We start from the raw sequence: 19,615 nt of genomic DNA on the forward strand, positions 1-19,615 counted from the left end.
GTCCTGACCGTGCGCTGTTGCCCTTTGCTGAGGGTTGCTGGCCGGGGGTAGCCCGGCGGCTACTCACTTTTCTTTTGCTTCGCCAAAAGAAAAGTAAGCAAAAGAAAAGGCGACCCTGGTTGCTGCGTCCCTGCGCTTCGCTACGGGCAACCTGCGGTGCTCGGTCCAGACGGGGTCTCGCTAAACTCGCCTTCGGCTCAAACAACGCGATCCCTGATCCGTCTGGCCCTGCGCTCCTCGGCGCATCCACAAGGGGTGGGRAMGGAATACCAAATTCAAATACTGAAAACCACAAGGACTCGCCTTGGCGAGTCCTTGTTTGTATTTGTCTTCTTGATGTTTCTGTCTTCTATCCCCGTTCCCGATTGCCCCGTCCTGGCTGGGCCGAGGAGCACAGACGTAGGCGGATCAGGGATCGCGCTTGTCTGAGCCGCAGGCGAGTTTGCGCGAGACCCCGCCGTAGTCGAGCACCGCAGGTTGCCCGAAGCGAAGCGTAGGGACGCAGCAACCAGGGTCGCCTTTTCTTTGCTTACTTTCTTTTGGCGAAGCAAAAGAAAGTGAGTTGCCGCCGGGCAACCCCGGCCAGCAGAAGCCAGAAGAGAACCCAACCGCTAAAACAAGCAAAGGCCCAGACACGCTCAGCCCGCGCGGGGAAGGAATCCCCGCATGAATCTCTCAGAGCCCTTCGTCCGCCGCCCAGTAGCAACAGTCCTATTAACCATCGGCCTGGCCCTCGCCGGCATAGGCGCCTTCTTCGTCCTACCGGTGTCGCCACTTCCGCAAGTCGACTTCCCGGTGATCTCGGTCAGTGCCTCGCTGCCGGGCGCCAGCCCTTCAACCATGGCCAGCAGCGTGGCCACGCCGCTGGAACGGCGCCTCGGGGTGATCGCGGGCGTCAATGAGATGACGTCCAACAGCGGCAGCGGCTCCACGCGCATCAGCCTGCAGTTCGACCTGAATCGCAAGATCGACTCGGCCGCGCGCGAGGTGCAGGCGGCCATCAATGCCTCACGGGCCGACCTGCCGGCGACCCTGCGCAGCAACCCGACCTACCGCAAGGCCAACCCGGCCTCGGCGCCCATCATCATCCTGGCGTTGACCTCCAAGACGCGTTCGCCGGGCCAGATTTACGACGAGGTCTCCAACCTCGTGCAGCAGAAAATCGCCCAGGTGCCGGGCGTGGGTGACGTCGAGCTGGGCGGCGGTTCGCTGCCTGCCGTGCGGGTGGAGCTCAATCCCTTCTCGCTGAACCGCTACGGTGTCAGTTCGGAAGACGTGCGCGCCGCGCTGCAGGCCTCCAACGCCAACCGGCCGCGCGGCGCCATCGAGGGTAACGGCCAGCGCTTCCAGATCTACACCGGCGCCAGCGGCGGGCGCCGCGCCGCCGACTACCAGGACTTGATCGTGGCCTGGCGCAACAACGCGTCGATACGCCTGCGCGACGTGGCCGATGTGCAGGACGGCGTGGAGAACATCAACACCCTGGGCCTGTTCAACGGCGAGCCGGCCGTGATCGTGCTGGTCACGCGCCAGCCGGCCGCCAACGTGATCGAAACCGTCGACGGCGTGCGCGACCTGCTGCCCGAGCTGCAGGCCCAGCTGCCGCAGGACGTGCGCCTGCAGGTCGCCTCGGACAGCACCAACTCGATACGCTCTTCGCTGCATGAGATCGAGATCACGCTGGTCATCTCTATCGTGCTGGTGGTGCTGGTCGTCAGCGCCTTTTTGCGCAGCGCGCGCGCCACYATCATCCCGGCGGTGGCCACGGTGGTGTCGCTGCTGGGCACCTTCGGCGTGATGTACCTGTTGGGCTTTTCGCTCAACAACCTGAGCCTGATGGCGCTCACGGTGGCCACCGGCTTTGTCGTCGACGACGCCATCGTCGTTCTGGAAAACACCAGCCGCCACATCGAGGCCGGCATGGACCGCTTCAAGGCCGCGCTGCTGGGCGCGCGCGAAGTGGGTTTTACCGTGCTGTCCATCAGCCTGTCGCTGGTGGCGGTGTTCATCCCGCTGCTCTTCATGGGCGGGCAGGTCGGCCGGTTGTTCCGCGAGTTCGCCGTCACGCTCTCGGCGGCGGTGCTGATCTCCTTGCTGATCTCGCTGACCACCACGCCCATGATGTGCGCCTGGCTGCTCAAGCCCGACGCGCACAGCAAGCCGCCCGGACGCATCGCGCGCTGGTTCGACGCGGCCTTCCAGCGCGTGCACCGCAGCTATGAAACCAGCCTGGACTGGGCGCTGCACAGCAAGCTGCTGGTGATGCTGATCCTCGCCGCTGTGGTGGGCCTGAACGTCTACCTGTACGTGAAGGCGCCGAAAGGCTTTTTCCCGCAGCAGGACACCGGCCAGATYAACGGCGGCCTGCGCGCCGACCGCAGCATTTCCTTCCAGGCGCTGCAAACCAAACTCAAGCAGCTGGTCGACATCATCCGCGCCGACCCGGCGGTGGACACCGTGGTCGGCTTTACCGGCGGCTCGCGCGCCGGCGGCGGTTTCATGTTCATCAACCTCAAGCCGGTCGGGCAGCGCAAGGAAGGCGGCCAGGCCGTGATCGCGCGCCTGCGGCCGCAGCTCGCCCAGGTCACGGGCGTGAGCCTCTTCCTCAACACCGTGCAAGACCTGCGCGGCGGCGGGCGCCAGACCAATTCGACTTACCAGTACACGCTCAAGAGCGACAACGCGGCCGACCTGAGCCGCTGGGCCACGCGTCTGGCCGAGCAGATGAAACGCCAGGAGGCGCTGACCGACGTGGACACCGACCAGCAGGAAAACGGCGTGGAAACCATGGTCACCGTCGACAAGGAAAGCGCCGCGCGCCTGGGCATCAGTTCGCGCGACGTGGACAACGCGCTCTACAACGGCTTCGGCCAGCGCCAGGTCGCCACGATTTACGCCGAGCTCAACCAGTACCACGTGATCATGGAAGTCGCGCCCCGCTACACACGCAGCCCCGAGTCGCTCAAGGACATTTATGTGCCGGCCAAGAATGCAGGCGGCGGCAGCACGAGCACCACCAGCACCACGACCACCGCCACGACCACCGCCACGGCCTCCACCACCCTCTCTTCGGCCACGGTCGGCACCACAAGTACATCAAGCACGTCGGCAACGGCCGCCACCAGCAGCGGAACCACGGGCAGCAGCACCCCCACCATCAGCGCCAACCCCGGCCTGCGCGACTCCTCGAGCGGCAATGTGCTGAGCACCGCGCCCACCACCATGGTGCCGCTGTCGGCCATCGCGCGCTTCAGCGAGAACCCGACGGCCGCCTCCATCAGCCATGAGGACGGCGAACTCTCGACCACCGTGTCTTACAACCTGGCCGATGGCTTCACCTTGAGCGACGGCGAAGCGGCGGTGCGCCAGTCCGAGGCCGACATTCGCCTGCCCACCAATGTGCGCGGCAGTTTTTCCGGCACGGCGCGCAGCGCCCAGGAATCGCAGGGCCAGCAACCGCTGCTGATTCTGGCGGCGCTGGTGGTGATCTACATCGTGCTGGGCATCCTGTATGAAAGCCTGATCCACCCGATCACCGTGCTCTCCACCCTGCCCTCGGCCGGTGTGGGTGCGGTGCTCGCATTGCTGATGTTCAAGCTCGACTTTTCCATCATCGCGCTGATAGGCGTCTTCCTGCTGATAGGCATCGTCAAGAAAAACGCCATCCTGATCATCGACTTCGCGCTCGAGGCCGAGCGCGCGCGCGGCCTCTCCGCCATCGAAGCCGTGCGCGAAGCCTGCCTGCTGCGCTTCCGCCCCATCCTCATGACCACGCTGGCCGCCATCCTGGGCGCGTTGCCGCTGGCCATAGGCTTCGGCGAAGGGGCAGAGTTGCGCCGGCCGCTGGGCATCGCCATCATCGGCGGGCTCATCGCCAGCCAGCTGCTGACGCTGCTGACCACGCCCGTGGTCTACGTGCTGATGGACAAGCTGCGCCGCCGCAGCCCCCTGGAGCGCCAGCTCAGCCGCCATCCCGGCGAGAACGACGCGGCACCGCCCAACGCACCGCTGCAAGCGTAATGATGGATCCGCACATGAACCACACTTTCCACACCCCCCGTTTTGAACCCCGGCTGCTTGCCGCCGCACTGCTGGCCCTGCTCGCCACAGGCTGCGCCGTAGGCCCAGACTACAAACTCCCCGCCACCGCCGAAGTCAGCAACTTCAAGGAAGCCGAAGGCTGGGTGCCCGCCGCGCCGGCCGATGCGTTGGAGCGCGGCCCATGGTGGAGCTTGTTCAAGGACCCGGTGCTCGACCAGCTGCAGGCCCGCGTCGACGTCTCCAACCAGAACGTCGCGCTGGCCGTGGCCGCCTATGCGCAGGCGCGCGCGCTGGTGCGTGAGCAGCGCGCGTCGCTGTTCCCCTCGGTCTCGCTGGACGGCGGCGCCACGCGCTCGCGCTCCAGCGGTAATGTGACGACAGGCACCACAGGCCGTGTCGGCAATAACTACCAGCTCAGCATAGGCGGCAGCTGGGAGCCCGACGTCTGGGGCCGGCTGGGCCGCGCGGTCGACAGCGCCACTGCCGGCGAACAGGCCAGCGCCGCCGACCTGGCTTCGGCCAAGCTGTCGGCCCAGGGCGAACTCGCCGCCAATTACTTCTCGCTGCGCCAGACCGATGCGCAAAAGGCGCTGCTTGAAAGCACACTCACCGGCTACCAGCGCGCGCTCGAGATCACGCAGAACCGCTACACCGCCGGCATCGCCGCCAAGACCGACGTGCTGCAGGCGCAAACCCAGCTCGCCAATGCCCAGGCCGACAACGCCGGCCTGCAGCGCACACGTGCCCAGCTCGAACACGCCATCGCCGTCCTGGTCGGCGAGGCGCCCGGTAATTTCACATTACCGCCCGCGACCTGGAACCCGCTGGTGCCCGAAGTGCCGGTTGGCGTGCCCTCCGCCCTGCTGCAGCGCCGGCCCGACATCGCCGCCGCCGAACGCCGCGTGGCCTCCGCGAATGAGCAGATCGGCATCGCCAAAAGCGCCTATTACCCCAGCCTGTCGCTGAACGCCTCGGCCGGCACCGGCGCCAGCCGTGTGGCCGATTTGTTCAAGGCCTCGAGTAGCGTCTGGTCTTTGGGCCTCTCAGCCGCGCAGCTGATTTTTGACGCCGGCGCCACCGGCGCCCGTGTGGACGGCGCGCGCGCCGCGCACGAACAAGCTGTGGCCCGCTACCGTCAGACCGTGCTGGTCGCCTTCCAGGACGTGGAAGACCAGCTCGCCGCCACCCGCGTGCTGCAAACCCAGCAAGAGCTGCGCCGCCAGGCCTCAGAGGCGGCCGACCAGGTCGAGCAGCAAGTCCTGAACCGCTACCGCAGCGGCCAGGTCGGGTACACCGAAGTCATCACCGCCCAGGCCACGGCCTTGAGCGCGCGCCGCGCCCTGGTGCAAGCCATGGCCGACCGCCAGACCACCGCCGTCGCGCTGATCCAGTCGCTGGGCGGCGGCTGGCAGGTGGCGAAATAACCAAGACAAAAGCAAAAAAGCCCGCCGGGCAATCATTGCACTTGCGTTCCCCACAACAGCTTGCCATCGCCGGCCTTGATCTGCTCGACCTGATATGCATTGCCCAGGTACATGTTCTGCACCACGGCTTTGTCGGCCGTGCCGATGACACTGACTTCCAGGTCATTGAGGTCATCACCGACCCGGCGGAACCACAGCTGGCTGGAACTGATGTCGCCCTGGAACTGCAGCAGGTCGTTGTCGCCTAGCACGCTGTCGTTTTCGCGGATGGTGTCCACTCCATCGCCGCGCTGAAACTGGTAGGTGTCCGAACCCACGCCACCGGCCAGCGTATCGTTGCCCGCGCCGCCCGACAGCACGTTGGCATTGCCATCGCCCATGAGCGTGTCGTTCATCGCTGTACCCGTCAGGTTCTCGATGCCAAGCAGCGTGTCGGTCCAGGCCTTCGTGGTGGCGCTGGCGCTGGTTTCCGCCCCCGCCAGGTCAATGTGCGCCACGCTCTGGTTGGCCGCCAGGCTGGCGTAGGTCGTGGAGGCGTTGAACGCGGTGTTCGACACATAGACCCGCAGCATTTGGCTGTTATTCGGGCAGTTCGCGTCTCCCCACAGGCTGATCGAATCAATGGCCTGCGCGCTGTCAAGCGTGAGCTCGATGTACCCCTTTCCACCCATATAGCCCGTGTTGGCGTAGGCCACATTGCAAGCGTCGCCTTCCAGGCCGTTCCATTCCCCTCCCACGGCGGCATCGGTCAAGGCCACGGTGCTGTTGTACGGGTTGGTGGCTCCGTTGACGCCATCCACACCGATCGAGCTGAGCAGCCYGGCGGCCACATCCTTGCCCCCGGCGTACACCTTCATCCCGGTCAACCCCAGGTCGCCTCCACCATAGCTGTCCGTGTGATAGATGCGGATGTAGCACCCGGTCGCGCCTACGCCCACGGAGGTGCCGGCCATCCGCTCGTCGACCCTGCCCGTGGCCAGGCTGGCATTGATGCCGCCGGTTATGGGGCTGGCGATGTAGCTTGCGGTGTCGATACCGGCCCCGCCGTCCAGCGTGTCGTTGCCGGCACCGCCCACCAGGGTGTCGTTGCCGGCACTGCCCGACAGCACGTCGTTGCCCGCGCCGCCGTCCAGCACGTTGGCATTGCCATCGCCCGTGAGCGTGTCGTCCATCGCCGTGCCCGTCAGGTTCTCGATGCCAAGCAGCGCGTCGGTGTTGGCCGTCGTGGCGCTGATCCCCCCCGCCAGGTCGAAATGCGCCACGCCCGTGTTGTTCGCCAGTTGGTAATACGCCGTATCTGATGAAACGAACGCCGTGTTCGACACATAGACCCGCAGATTGCGGCTCTCGCCGGGCCCCTCCCCACGTGCCCACAATGCGATCGAATCGATGGCCTGCACACTGCCCAGGTCCAGTTCAATATAGCCCTTGCTACCGCTCACCCAGGCCAGGTTGCTCAAGTTGCCTGCTTGCCCGTTCCAGGCCGCGCCCACGGCACCATCGGTCAACGCCGACGTGCTGTTGGCAAACACATCAGGGCTGCCTGTATCGGCGCCGGCCAGGGACGCGCGACCGGCCGCCACGTCCACCCCGCCCGCAGACACCTTCAGCCCCGTCGCCGACAGGTAGGCGTTCGCGGGCACGTCGTCGTTGTGGTAAATCCGGATATATTGCCCGGTCGAGCCTATGGCCGCAAAGGTATCGGCCAGCTTCTTGTCGACCCTGCCCGTGGCCAGGTTGGCATTGATGCCGCCGGTCATGGGGTCGGCTTCGTAGCTCGCGGTGTCGATACCGGCACCGCCGTCCAGCGTATCGTTGCCGCCGGCGCCGTCCAGCACGTTGGCATTGGCATCGCCCGTGAGCCTGTCGTTCATTGCGGTGCCGACCAGGTTCTCGATGCCGAATAGCATGTCGGTCCAGGGCGTTGTGGCGGCGCTGACCTGCGTCAGCGCCAGGTCGAAGCGCGCCACGCCCGGGTTGGCCGCCAGTTGGGTACCGGCCCCGCCGCCCAGCGTGTCGTTGCCGGCACTGCCACACAGCACGTCGTTGCCCGCGTCGCCCGACAGGAAGTTGGCATTGGCATTGCCCGTGAGCCTGTCGTTCATCGCCGTGCCGACCAGGTTCTCGATGCCCACCAGGGTGTCGATGCCGGCCACCTCGTCGATGTTGAGCGGCACGGCGCTGATCTCCGCGCCCAGGTCAACGCGCGCCACGCCCGGGTCGGCCGCGAGGCTGGCATAGGTCGTGGAAGCGTTAAACGCGGTGTTCGACACATAGACCCGCAGGTTCTGGCTGTTACTGGCGCAGTTCGCGTCTCCCCACAGGCTGATCGCGTCAATGGCCTGCACGCTGTCAAGCGTGAGTTCGATATAGCCCTTTCCGCTCCCCCCCCAGCCCGCCGCGTTGACATAGGCCACATTGCATGCGTCGCCTTGCAGGCCGTTCCATCCTCCTCCCACCGCGGCATCGGTCAGGGCCACGGTGCTGTTGTACGGGTTGGTGGCGCCGTTGACGCCATCCACACCGATCGAGCTGCGCAGCCCGGCGGCCATGTCTTTGCCCCCGGCGTACACCTTCATCCCCGTCAACCCCAGGTCGCCTCCAGCATAGCTATCGGTGTGGTAGATGCGGATGTAGCGCCCCACCGTTCCTGCCATGTTGGCCTTGATGCCGGTGACCTTGATGGCCGTCCCCCGGCCCAGGTCGGCGTCGACGCTGCCGGCCATGCCGCTATAGTCCGCCGTGTCGATGCCGGCCCCGCCGTCCAGCAAATCGTTGCCGGTGCCGCCACACAGCAGGTCGTTGYCCGCTTCACCGTACACCAGGTCGTTGCCGCCATCTCCGCCTTTGAGCATGTCGTCGCCCGTGCCGCCCCAGAGGCGATCGTCTCCCGTGCCGCCATCGAGCAAGTCCTTGCCGGCCTGGCCCACCAGTGTGTCATTGTCCGCCTGGCCGTACAGCGCATCATCCCCGTCCCCGCCATCCAACCAATCGTTTCCCGCATCACCCAGCAGGCCGTCCGCCCCGCCGCCGCCAGACAGGTTGTTGTTACCGGCGTTGCCCCACAAGGCATCATGCACGTTCGTGCCCATCATGTTTTCAATACTCACCAGCGTGTCGCGAAAGCTGGAGGGGCCGCCAGCCACAAGGTACTTGTCCACATAGCCGGTGAACAGGTTGGCGATGATGCCCCCGGCCAAGCCGCTGGTGCTGTAGTCTGCGGTGTCCATGCCGCTCCCTCCGTCCAGCAGGTCGTTGCCGGCCGAGCCGTAAAATATATCGTTGCCCCCCAGGCCATACAGACGGTTGTTTGCACCATTGCCCGTGAAAATATCATTTTGGGAAGTACCCACCACGTTCTCAATACTTATCAGCTTGACGGAGTAGACGCGAAAGATGCCCGCAGCGGTACCAACACCGACATATTCCGAGGACAGCCAACCGGTGGCCAAATTGGCGCTGATGAAGAGGGGCGTTAAGCTATACAAGTGTCCGTTGTCTATAGCGGAGAGGGTGAAATTACCGGTGTCGCAATAAATAGTGTCGCTACCCGCCCCGCCATCCACGGTATCGTTACCGGGGCTCCTGGAAAACTCATTGTCCCCAGCGTCGCCCGTGAGGTAGTCGTCGCCGGAAGTACCGTTAATCATGGATTCTCCTAAATTGGATTGAGACCAAAGCCCGGGAGTGACACCCGGCCTTGATGCGTGGAAAAAGAAACAGGAAAAAAAGGCAAAACGGCTTCTCTAAAAAAACCGTGTACGAAGCCTAAACAGCCCATGCTGCCAAAACCGCAGCATTGCCCGCAGGCGGACAATGTCCGTACGTCTTTGGTATGCGGTGTTCGCATAAGCCGATAAGCGCCATGCAAGAGAGCCTGGCCTGCTTACAGGCGAGGGATGCAGGCCCTGCTACCGCAGACGCGCCTGGGCACCTGAATACTTAATGCTTGCTGGCTGATCGCCAAGTCACCGCAAAAAACCATCGGCAACCAGAGGCCGCCCCGTCAGGCCTCGCCCGGTTGCCCGCGCCCATGCAGCGCCGCCAGAAAAAACCGCGCCGCTTCGCTGAGCGGCCTGTCCTTGCGCGTGATGCTGCCGAAGGCTTCCATCTTGTGGCGGATAAAACAGGGCAGGATGACGAGCAGGCCGTGGCGTGCATAGGTGTCGGCAATCGACTGCGGCATGACGCCGACCATGTCGGTCTCGGCGATCAGGTTGGTGGTGGTGAGGATGGAGGCGGTTTCGATGAGCCCCTTGGGTGACGGCGCCTGCAGCATGCGGAACTCTTGTTCGAGCACTTCGCGCATGGGGCTGCCGTGGGGTTGCAATATCCAGCCATAGCCCAGCAGGTCGGCGAACTTGACGGTCTTCTTTTTCGCGAGCGGGTGCCGCACGCCGACGACCAGCGCGAGCGCCTCGTTCTCGAGCGGGGTGAAGGCGTAGTCGGCGCGGTGCTCGTCGCGTATGCGGCCTATGGCGACGTCGAGCACGCCTTCGCGCAGCAGCTCGAACAGCCGGTCGCTGGTGTCCATGGTGATGTCAACCGAGAGCAGCGGGTAGGCCTTCTTGAGCGCGATGATGGCCTGCGTGAGCAGGTTGGGTGACGGCGCCATGATGCTGCCGACCGAGACGCGGCCCGAGCCGCCCTGTTCCAGCTCGGCGAGTTCGCGCGTCATGGATTCGACCGAGCCGCGCATGCCGCGGAAATAACGCAGCACGCTGGCGCCGGCGGGCGTGAGTTTTTGYCCGCGGCCCACGCGCTCGAACAGGCGCTGGCCCAGCGCGGATTCGAGTTCCTGGATCATCTTGGTGGCGGCCGGCTGCGTCATGCCGAGTTCGGCCGAGGCCTTGCGCAAGGTGCCGTGTTCGCCGACGGCAAGGATGAGCGCGACCTGGCGCATGCGCAGGCGGTTGAGCAACTGGGGAATGGAAGATGTGCGGGGCGCGTGAGATGTAGGGGATGCGGTGGGCATGGCGGGAGCCTCCATTCGGCAGTAAATTCAGCCTTGATTTCAATTGATCACTCTAGGTTATCAAATAATCAGGGATTTTCAATTTACGTTAAGTGTTGGTGTCCCTACCATCTGGGCATTGGTTCAAGTTTTTCCGCGCTGTTTTCAGCGCTTTTCCCCATAACAATGACCCGGAGACAAAGACAATGCCCTCGCTGAAACCCCTTGCTTCGCTGAAATTCCTCCCCGCCCTGCTGGCGGCAGCCTGCGCGTTTGGCGCCGCCTCCCCTGCCTTCGCGCAGGACTGGCCCAGCAAACCCGTACGCATCCTCGTCGGTTCCGCCCCCGGCGGCGGCACCGACGCCATGGCGCGCGCCGTGGCCGACCGTCTGGGCCCGCTGCTCAAGCAGCCCGTGGTGGTCGAAAACCGCCCCGGCGCCTCCAACACCCTGGCCGCCGACCTGACGGCCAAGGCCACCGACGGCCATACCCTGCTGATGGGCGTCTCGACCGCGCATGCGATCGCGCCGCATCTGCTCAAGCTGGGCTACGACAACAACAAGGACCTGGTGCCCGTGGTCTTCGTCGGCGCGGTGCCCAATGTGCTGGTGGTCAACAACGCGCTGCCGGTCGATTCGGTGCAGTCGCTGATCAAGCTGGCCAAAAGCAAACCGGGCCAGCTCAACTACGCGACCAGCGGCTCGGGCAGCACCCAGCACATCGCGGCCGAGCTGTTCAAAGACCAGGCCGGCGTCTTCATCACCCACATCCCTTACCGCGGCAGCGGCCCGGCGCTGATAGACCTGGTCGGCGGCCAGGTGCAGCTGAGCTTTGACACCATGCCCTCCGTCATCGGCCAGATCAAGAACGGCCGCATCAAGCCCCTGGCCGTGGCCAGCGCCAAACGCAACCCGCAGCTGCCCAATGTGCCGACCATGGCCGAGGCCGGCCTCAAGGGCGTGGAGATGAGCGCCTGGTACGGCATTTACATGCCGGCGTCCACGCCCAAGGCGGTGCAGGAGCGGGTCTATACCGAAGTGACCAAGGTCCTGGCCATGCCCGAAACACAGACCCGCCTGGGCGCCATAGGTGCCGACCTGACGCCGATGACGCAGGCCCAGTTCGCGCAGTTCCACGCCGATGAGAACAAGCGCTATGGTGACCTGATCGCCAAGAAAAACATCAAACTCGACTGAACCAGGAATCCCGGATTGGACAACGCCATGCGCAACACACAAATGCCGCCCGCCTCCCTGCCCGTGGTCGCCCTCACGCTGGGTGACGCGGCCGGCATAGGCCCCGAACTGATCGCCAGGCTGCTGGCCCAGCCCGGCATCACGGACGGCGCCAACATCGTGCTGGTGGGCGATGCCTGGCTCTGGCAGCAGGGCCAGCTCACTGCCGGGCAGACCGTGGCGACACAAGGCGTCACCAGCCTGGACCAGGTACGCGGCCGCGCCGACACCCGCCTGCCGGCTTTCCTCGCAACCCACACCATCCAGTCCGTCCAGGTGCAGCGCGGCCAGGCACAGGCGGCTTGCGGCGCGGCGGTGCTGCAGGTGCTCAACCTCTGCATGGACGGCGCCAAACGCGGCGAGGTCGATGCGATCTGCTTCGCCCCGCTGAACAAGCAGGCCATGAAGCTGGGCGGCTTGAAGCACGAGGACGAGCTGCACCACTTCGCCGAATACCTGGGCGTGACGGGCTACTTCTGCGAGTTCAACACCCTGGGCGACTTGTGGACCTCGCGCGTCTCGTCCCATATTCCACTCAAGGACGCTGCGGCCATGCTGAGCCAACAGCGCATCGTCGACGCGGCGCGGCTGATCTACGCCTCGCTGCAGGCCAGCGGCAACGCCAGCCCCAAGGTGGCGGTGGCGGCCTTCAACCCGCACGGCGGCGACGGCGGCGTCTGCGGGCGTGAGGAGATCGACATCATCGAACCGGCCGTGGCCGAGCTGCGCGCCAGCGGTGTACCGGTGGACGGCCCCTTCCCCGCCGACACCATCTTCCTGAAAGCACGCGACGGCCTCTACCAGGCCATCGTCACCATGTACCACGACCAGGGCCAGATCGCGATCAAGCTCATGGGCTTTAGCAAGGGCGTGACGGTGCAGGGCGGCCTGCCGGTGCCCATCACCACGCCGGCCCATGGCACGGCTTATGACATCAGCGGCAAGGGTGTGGCCGATGTGAACGCCACGCTCAATGCTTTCCGCATTGCCCAGCGAATGGGTGCGGCGCGGCTGAAGCCGGCTGCCTGAAGCTCTTCTTTCTTCTTTTCTTTTTCCTTCTTCTTTTCTTCATCGACAGGGAACCATCATGAAAATCAAATCAGTGCGCGCACGCGTGTTCGAATGGAAGGGCAAGACCGTTCCACCCCAGGGCAATTTCTGCTCCAACGCCATGGACCTGGTCTACTCCAATACCGAATCCATGAGCACCTTCCGTTTCCACTCGTGGACGGTGGTGGAGATCGAAACCGACGACGGCATCGTCGGCCTGGGCAACGTCGCGCTGGCGCCGCACATCGCCAAAGCCATCATCGACCAGTACCTCACGCCGCTGCTGCTGGGCCAGGACCCCTGGGACTATGAATACCTGTGGCAGCGCATGTACCGCGGCACCCATGCCTGGGGCCGCAAGGGCGTGGCCATGGCCGCGATTTCGGCGGTGGACATCGCCATCTGGGACATCCTGGGCAAGTCGGTCAACAAACCGGTGTTCAAGCTGCTGGGCGGCCGCACCAAGGAAAAAATCCCCTGCTACTACTCCAAGCTCTACCGCACCGACATCAAGGCCATGCAGGACGAGGCGCAAACCTATCTGGACCAGGGCTTCACCATGTTCAAGTCGCGCTTCGGCTACGGCCCGGCGCACGGCACCAAGGGCGTGGCGGAGAACCTCAAAGCCGTCGAAGCGCTGCGCGAAGTGATCGGCTACGACAACGACCTGATGCTCGAGTGCTATATGGGCTGGAACCTCGAGTACGCCAAGCGCATGCTGCCCAAGCTCGAGAAATTCCAGCCGCGCTGGGTCGAAGAGCCGGTCATCGCCGACGACATCGACGGTTATGCCGAGCTGAACCAGCTCACCAGCATCCCGATCTCGGGCGGCGAACATGAGTTCAGCCTCTACGGCTTCAAGCAGCTGCTCGACAAAAAAGCCGTGTCCGTCGTGCAGTACGACACGAATCGCGTCGGCGGCATCACGGCCGCGCACAAGATCAACGCGCTGTGCGAGGCCTACARCGTGCCGGTGGTGCCGCACGCAGGGCAGATGCACAACTACCACCTGACCATGAGCACGCTGGCCTCGCCCATGAGCGAATACTTCCCGATGTTCGACGTGGAAGTCGGCAACGAGCTGTTCTATTACATCTTCGACGGCGAGCCCGTGGCCGAGAACGGCTTCCTGCAGCTCGACGACAACAAGCCCGGCCTGGGCCTGACGATGAAGACCGAGTTCCTCAAAGACTTCAACATCGTCGAATGAGCAGCATGCAAGCAAGGTATACCGGCGTATTTCCCGTCGTCCCGACCACCTTCACCGACGCGGGCGAGCTGGACCTCGAGAGCCAGAAGCGCTGTGTCGATTTCATGATTGATGCCGGCTCGACGGGCCTGTGCATACTCGCGAACTTTTCCGAGCAGTTCGTGCTGTCGGACGAGGAGCGCGAGGTCCTCACCGCCGCCATCCTGAAACACGTGGCGGGCCGCGTGCCGGTGATCGTGACCACCACCCACTTCGGCACCCGCATCTGCGCCGAGCGCAGCCGCCGCGCGCAGGACCTGGGCGCGGCCATGGTGATGGTGATGCCGCCGTATCACGGCGCCACCATCCGTGTGACGGAAGAAAAGATCTATGAGTTCTTCGCCACGCTGTCGGACTCGATCGACATTCCTATCATGATCCAGGACGCGCCCGTCAGCGGCACGCCGCTGCCGGCGACTTTCCTCGCCCGCATGGCCAAGGAGATACGCAACGTCGCCTACTTCAAGATCGAGACGCCGGGCGCGGCCTCCAAGCTGCGCGAGCTGATACGCCTGGGCGGCGACGCGATCGAAGGCCCCTGGGACGGCGAGGAGGCCATCACCCTGTTGCCCGACCTGGAAGCCGGCGCGACCGGCGCAATGACGGGCGGCGGCTACCCCGACGGCATACGCCGCATCATGGACGCCTGGGCGGCCGGTAATCGCGGGGAGGCCACTGCCGAGTACGCGCGCTGGCTGCCGCTGATCAATTACGAGAACCGCCAAGGCGGCATCCTCACGGCCAAAGCGCTCATGAAGGAAGGCGGCGTGATTGCCTGCGAAGCGCCGCGCCACCCCTTCCCGGCCATGCACCCCGAGGTGCGCAAGGGCTTGCTGGCCACCGCGCGCCGGCTGGACCCGCTGGTGCTACGCTGGGGCAAGTAGTCGCTCCGGCCGGCTTGATCATTTATCCCCTGTTTCCTTCCAGACCCCCCTCTCTCCAGGACTTCCATGCCCCTCCGGGAAACACTCTTGCTGGTGCAAAAATGCGCCCATACCTTCAGTTTTTACGACCTTGCCACCGGCCTCGCCGAAAAACACATCGTGCTGCCGAATTTTCCGCATGAATTCACGGTGGACGCGGCGCGTGGTCTGGCCTATGTCGGCCACTACGGCATAGAAACCGCCAGCCACCTGGGTGACATGGGCGGACATTCGGTGTTCGTCATCGACCTCGCGCAGCAAAAGCATGTGGCCACGCTGAACCTCTGGCCCTACTACCGGCCGCACGGCCTGACGCTGGACGCCCAGGGCCGGCTGTTCGTGATGTCGGAGGCGCACAACGTGCTGCTGCGGTTTTCGGACCCGGCCAAGGTGCATGTGCCGGACCTGGCCGTGCCCTCGGGCGGCTACAAAACCCACTTGTTCGCACTGACGAAAGACGCGCAGACGGCTTATGCGCTGAACCTGCTGTCCAACACTGTGACCAAGATCAGGCCCAACGACCCGACCTTCGCGCCTGTGGCCATGGTGCCCGGCCCCGTGCCCGAAGGTAACGTACTGTCGGCCGACGAGTCGCTGCTTTATGTGGCCAACCGCGGCGACGACAGCATCGTGGCCGTGGACACGGCCAGCATGACAATCGTCGCCTCGGGCAAGACGCGGCGCGACCCCAACCGCGTCTACCGTTTCAAGGGTGCACAAGGCCAGGACCTGCTGCTCACCACCAACTCGGGCGAACATTCGCTCTCGGTTTTCGGCACCGACCTGCAGGAGCAGCGCTGCTTCGCCCTGCCCAGCAACCCGCTGGCCCTGTCCTTCCACCCGGTGGACCGCGCGGTCTACATCTCCTTCCAGGACGACACGGTGCGCCGCCTGGACCTCGACAGCTTTGAATTCGGCCAGCAGGTCAAAACCCTGCGTGAACCCGATTCGTCTTACGTCTGGCGGCATTGAGGCCATGATGCCGGCGATGCCCATCGTCGATGCCCACCACCACCTGTGGGACCTGTCGCGCGGCCACTACCCCTGGCTGCAGGAGGCCTATGACCCCGAGGCTTTTTTCCTGGGCGACTACCGCGCGCTCTGCCGCGACTTCCTCGCGGCCGACTACCGCGCCACCGCCGGGCACTGCGAAGTCGTCGCCACGGTGCACGTGGAGGCCGAGCGCAGCCGCGACGAACAGCTGGCCGAAACCGCCTGGCTGCATGAGGTGCATGCGGCGCACGGCTTCCCGAACGCCGTGGTCGCCCATGCCTGGTTTGACCGGCCGGACAGCGAGGAACACCTGCTGGCGCAGTCGCGCTTCCCGCTGGTGCGCGGCATACGCAGCAAGCCGGTGACCTCGGCGTCGCCGGCGCACAGCGTGAAAGGCCAGGCCGGCACCATGCAGGACGAGGCCTGGCTGCGCGGCTTCTCGCTGCTTGAAAAACACGGCCTGCGCTGGGACCTGCGCGTGCCGGCCTGGCACCTGCCCGAGGCGGCCGAAGTGGCGGCCCTGTTTCCCAAGGTGCCCATCGTCCTCAACCACCACGGTTTTGCCTGGGACCGCAGCGAAGAAGGCCTCAAACGCTGGCGCGGCTGGATGGAAACGCTGGCCCGACAGGAGAACGTGCACGTCAAGCTCTCGGAGTTCGGCCTGCGCGACCGGCCCTGGGATCTCCAGGAGAACGCGCGAATTGTGTATGAAACGATTGCAATTTTTGGATGGCAGCGCTGCATGTTCGCCAGCAACTTTYCGGTGGCCGGCCTGCGTATCAGTTACCCGGACCTGGTTGGCAGTGTGGCCGGTATGCTGACCCACCTGCCGGGTCACCAGCAACATGCGATGATGTGCGCCAACGCCCTGCGTTTTTATGCGATTGATGTGACGCCGCCCTTGTGAGACCGCTTTTGTGAAACGGCCTGCGCGCCCACCTCGTCCTTTCGTCATTCATGAATCAAGTTCAACTCCTGGAAGCACACCCATGACCACAAAACACGACAACCTCATCAACGGCCAATGGCTGGCAGGCAACGGCTACAGCCCCAACCTGAACCCCAGCAAGCTGAGCGACGTGATCGGCGAGTACACGCAGGCCGATGCGGCCGGCCTGGACGCCGCCGTGCAGGCCGCGCAGGCGGCTTTCCCCGCCTGGTCGACCTCGGGCATCCAGGCCCGCTCGGATGCGCTGGACAAAATCGGCACCGAAATCCTCGCGCGCCGTGAAGAGCTGGGCACCCTGCTCTCGCGCGAAGAAGGCAAGACCAAACCCGAAGGCATAGGCGAAGCCACCCGCGCCGGCCATATTTTCAAGTTCTTCGCGGGTGAATGCCTGCGCCTGTCGGGCGAAACCATTCCTTCCGTGCGACCCGGCATAGGCGTGGAGATCACACGCGAGCCCGTCGGCGTGGTCGGCCTGATCACACCCTGGAACTTCCCGATCGCGATCCCGGCCTGGAAGGTCGCGCCCGCGCTGGCCTTCGGCAACTGCGTGGTCCTGAAGCCCGCCGACCTGGTGCCTGGCAGCGCCTGGGCGCTGGCCGAAATCATCTCGCGCTCCGGCATCCCGGCCGGCGTGTTCAACCTGGTCATGGGCCCGGGCCGCGTGATCGGCGATGCGCTGGTCAACCACCCCGGCATCAACGCCATCAGCTTCACCGGTTCGGTCGGTGTGGGCAGCCGCATCGCCGAGGCTTGCGCGAAGAACCTCAAGAAGGTGCAGCTCGAAATGGGCGGCAAGAACCCGCAAGTCATCCTCGATGACGCCGACCTCACGCAAGCGGTTGAACTGAGTGCGCAAAGCGCCTTTTATTCGACCGGCCAGCGCTGCACGGCATCGAGCCGCCTGATCGTCACCGAGGGCATCTACCCGGCCTTCGTCAAAGCCCTGCAGGAACGCATGGCCCGCATCAAGGTCGGTGACGCCCTCACGGCCGGCACCGACGTGGGCCCGGTGTCCTCGCAGGCGCAGCTCGAGCAGGACTTGAGCTACATCGAAATCGGCAAGGCCGAGGGCGCGACCCTGGCCTTCGGCGGTGCGCGCATCCCCTGCCACACCGGCAGCGGCGCAGAAGGCTATTACATGCAGCCGGCCCTCTTCAGCGAAAGCACCGCCGGCATGCGCATCAACCGCGAAGAAATCTTCGGCCCGGTCGCCAGCATCATCCGCGTGAAAGACTACGAAGCCGCCCTGGCGACAGCCAACGACACGCCTTTCGGCCTGTCAGCCGGCATCGCCACCACCAGCCTCAAGTACGCCACCCACTTCAAGCGCCACAGCCAGGCCGGCATGGTCATGGTCAACCTGCCGACGGCAGGCGTTGACTACCACGTGCCCTTCGGCGGCCGCAAAGGCTCGAGCTACGGCCCGCGCGAGCAGGGCAAGTACGCGCAGGAGTTTTTCACGACGGTGAAGACGGCGTATACGCTGGCTTGAGGGTGGCGCTGGTGATGCAAACGACACAGCTGCCCAAAGTGCTGCTGGCACTGACGGCAGCCTACTTCCTCACCAGCCTCGGCCACTTCAGCCACAACGCCGAGTTCATCTGCGAATACCCGAATCTCCCGGCCTGGCTCACGCGCGTGCAGGTCTACGCCGTGTGGGCGGCCATCACCTCGGTGGGCGCTATGGGTTTGCTGCTCATGCGCAAAAAATACATGGCTACGGGCTTGCTGCTGCTGGCCGTTTACGCGGCACTGGGGTTTGACGGCCTGGGGCACTATGCGGTGGCGCCTCTGGAACTGCATCCCCTGATGGCCAATGTCACGGTTCTTTCGGAAGTCGCGGCTGCCGCGCTTTTGCTGCCGGTGGCGCTGTGGCTGCTGGCATCGCATGTGCTGCGACGAGAAGCTGGAGATCCCCGGTATCGAACCACCTGACGCCGGACTAACCGACATGCCGGCGTGTCGGCGTTGGGCGACGGGTTGGTGCATCTTTTTTCCGCATAAATGCGATCGTGAGCATGTAGATGCCTGACCAAAAACTGGCCAGACCGAACAAAATACACGTGGATATTGCGAAGAAGGCATACGTTCCATGTCCTGCAATGGGTATGCTGCCTCCGCTACGGCTCAAACGGGGTACCTGGCCTATGGAATAGAGGTCATRGGTATAAAAAACGAAACAAAAGCCAATGCTGGTGGCTATCAAAAACGCAAAAAATGCAATCAATCTGGGGCCAAATGGTTTGCCTCGAATCGGGTGAGTGCAGAGAAGCGCAATAAACGCAGCAAATGCAAGCCAGCCAAAAAAACTTGTGTACATAGATTGAAGGTTTGAGGTGATCGACCAGCTGCGATGTGATCGACCCTGGATGACCCGATCACATTGTCTGAATGTACAGGTATAACGAAACCATACGGCGTGCGGTAAGCTCCGCGCATGAATCACCCATWGCGCTGCCAATGCGGCACCTTACGAGGCCACGTCAGCCATACCGAATCCGTATGCCGCGGCGTCTGCTACTGCAAGGACTGCCAGGCCTATGCGCACTTCCTGGGTAAGGCCGATGAGATCCTCGACGAGATGGGTGGATCGGACGTTGTCGCCACGCTTCCGCAGCATGTCACTTTCACGCAGGGCCTGGAGAAACTCAGCTGCATGTCTCTCAGCGACAAAGGCATGCTGCGCTGGTATGCGAGTTGCTGCAACACGCCGATTGGCAACACTGGGCGCGACTACAAAGTCTCGCATGTCGGCCTGCTGCATAACTGCCTGCAAGATCCATCGACCCGCCTGGAC

General features: G+C 64.3%; 13 protein-coding genes. 11 read left to right on the forward strand and 2 right to left on the reverse strand.

Translation table 11 applies throughout. The features are described from left to right. Positions 1-666 precede the first annotated feature (666 nt). Positions 667-4,020 (forward strand): efflux RND transporter permease subunit, encoded by a 3,354-nt coding sequence (locus tag AC1D0P_RS11055; RefSeq protein ID WP_477676780.1) that lies wholly within the window; start codon positions 667-669, stop codon positions 4,018-4,020. A gap of 14 nt (positions 4,021-4,034) precedes the next feature. After that, on the forward strand, positions 4,035-5,465 hold the full coding sequence (locus AC1D0P_RS11060; protein WP_477676781.1) for an efflux transporter outer membrane subunit: 1,431 nt from the start codon (positions 4,035-4,037) through the stop codon (positions 5,463-5,465). 32 nt (positions 5,466-5,497) lie between these two features. Here the strand turns inward: AC1D0P_RS11060 and AC1D0P_RS11065 are convergent, their stop codons facing one another. Together AC1D0P_RS11065 and AC1D0P_RS11070 are read right to left on the reverse strand one after the other, a co-directional pair. Continuing rightward, on the reverse strand, positions 5,498-9,115 hold the full coding sequence (locus tag AC1D0P_RS11065) for a beta strand repeat-containing protein (RefSeq protein WP_477676782.1): 3,618 nt from the start codon (positions 9,113-9,115) through the stop codon (positions 5,498-5,500). A gap of 356 nt (positions 9,116-9,471) precedes the next feature. Then, positions 9,472-10,440, reverse strand: a complete 969-nt coding sequence (locus AC1D0P_RS11070) for a LysR family transcriptional regulator (protein ID WP_477676783.1) — start codon at positions 10,438-10,440, stop codon at positions 9,472-9,474. Positions 10,441-10,625: 185 nt separating this feature from the next. On the opposite strand from AC1D0P_RS11070, the gene AC1D0P_RS11075 reads away from it, so the two are divergent. From AC1D0P_RS11075 to AC1D0P_RS11115, 9 genes are all read left to right on the forward strand, one after another. After that, positions 10,626-11,615, forward strand: coding sequence for a Bug family tripartite tricarboxylate transporter substrate binding protein (locus AC1D0P_RS11075; RefSeq protein WP_477676784.1), 990 nt, complete (start codon positions 10,626-10,628; stop codon positions 11,613-11,615). Positions 11,616-11,657: 42 nt separating this feature from the next. Continuing rightward, positions 11,658-12,683: a 4-hydroxythreonine-4-phosphate dehydrogenase PdxA gene (locus tag AC1D0P_RS11080; RefSeq protein ID WP_477676790.1), complete on the forward strand. Its 1,026-nt coding sequence runs from the start codon at positions 11,658-11,660 to the stop codon at positions 12,681-12,683. 58 nt (positions 12,684-12,741) lie between these two features. Continuing rightward, positions 12,742-13,914 (forward strand): L-rhamnonate dehydratase, encoded by a 1,173-nt coding sequence (locus AC1D0P_RS11085; RefSeq protein ID WP_477676785.1) that lies wholly within the window; start codon positions 12,742-12,744, stop codon positions 13,912-13,914. A gap of 5 nt (positions 13,915-13,919) precedes the next feature. Beyond that, positions 13,920-14,837, forward strand: a complete 918-nt coding sequence (locus AC1D0P_RS11090) for a dihydrodipicolinate synthase family protein (protein ID WP_477676791.1) — start codon at positions 13,920-13,922, stop codon at positions 14,835-14,837. Positions 14,838-14,903: 66 nt separating this feature from the next. Continuing rightward, the gene (locus AC1D0P_RS11095; RefSeq protein WP_477676786.1) at positions 14,904-15,848 is read left to right on the forward strand and encodes a YncE family protein; all 945 of its coding nucleotides are present in this window, start codon (positions 14,904-14,906) and stop codon (positions 15,846-15,848) included. 4 nt (positions 15,849-15,852) lie between these two features. Continuing rightward, a complete protein-coding gene (locus tag AC1D0P_RS11100; RefSeq protein WP_477676792.1) occupies positions 15,853-16,776 on the forward strand; it encodes an amidohydrolase family protein in 924 nt (307 codons plus the stop codon). Between the two features lie 82 nt (positions 16,777-16,858). After that, positions 16,859-18,310: an aldehyde dehydrogenase family protein gene (locus AC1D0P_RS11105; protein WP_477676787.1), complete on the forward strand. Its 1,452-nt coding sequence runs from the start codon at positions 16,859-16,861 to the stop codon at positions 18,308-18,310. A 14-nt stretch (positions 18,311-18,324) separates the two neighbouring features. Continuing rightward, complete coding sequence (locus tag AC1D0P_RS11110) at positions 18,325-18,753, forward strand: hypothetical protein (RefSeq protein WP_477676788.1); 429 nt, start codon at positions 18,325-18,327, stop codon at positions 18,751-18,753. Positions 18,754-19,255: 502 nt separating this feature from the next. Beyond that, the coding region (locus AC1D0P_RS11115; protein ID WP_477676789.1) for a DUF6151 family protein at positions 19,256-19,615 on the forward strand (360 nt) is incomplete at its 3' end.

The sequence above is a fragment of the Polaromonas sp. P1_G2 genome, from assembly GCF_056405515.1.

Bases quoted from the DNA above. Each gene is read 5' to 3' on its own strand.
- AC1D0P_RS11060 (WP_477676781.1), top strand. From the start codon at position 4,035: ATGAACCACACTTTCCACACCCCCCGTTTTGAACCCCGGCTGCTTGCC.
- AC1D0P_RS11095 (WP_477676786.1), top strand. From the start codon at position 14,904: ATGCCCCTCCGGGAAACACTCTTGCTGGTGCAAAAATGCGCCCATACC.
- AC1D0P_RS11105 (WP_477676787.1), top strand. From the start codon at position 16,859: ATGACCACAAAACACGACAACCTCATCAACGGCCAATGGCTGGCAGGC.
- AC1D0P_RS11075 (WP_477676784.1), top strand. From the start codon at position 10,626: ATGCCCTCGCTGAAACCCCTTGCTTCGCTGAAATTCCTCCCCGCCCTG.
- AC1D0P_RS11080 (WP_477676790.1), top strand. From the start codon at position 11,658: ATGCCGCCCGCCTCCCTGCCCGTGGTCGCCCTCACGCTGGGTGACGCG.
- AC1D0P_RS11110 (WP_477676788.1), top strand. From the start codon at position 18,325: ATGCAAACGACACAGCTGCCCAAAGTGCTGCTGGCACTGACGGCAGCC.
- AC1D0P_RS11090 (WP_477676791.1), top strand. From the start codon at position 13,920: ATGCAAGCAAGGTATACCGGCGTATTTCCCGTCGTCCCGACCACCTTC.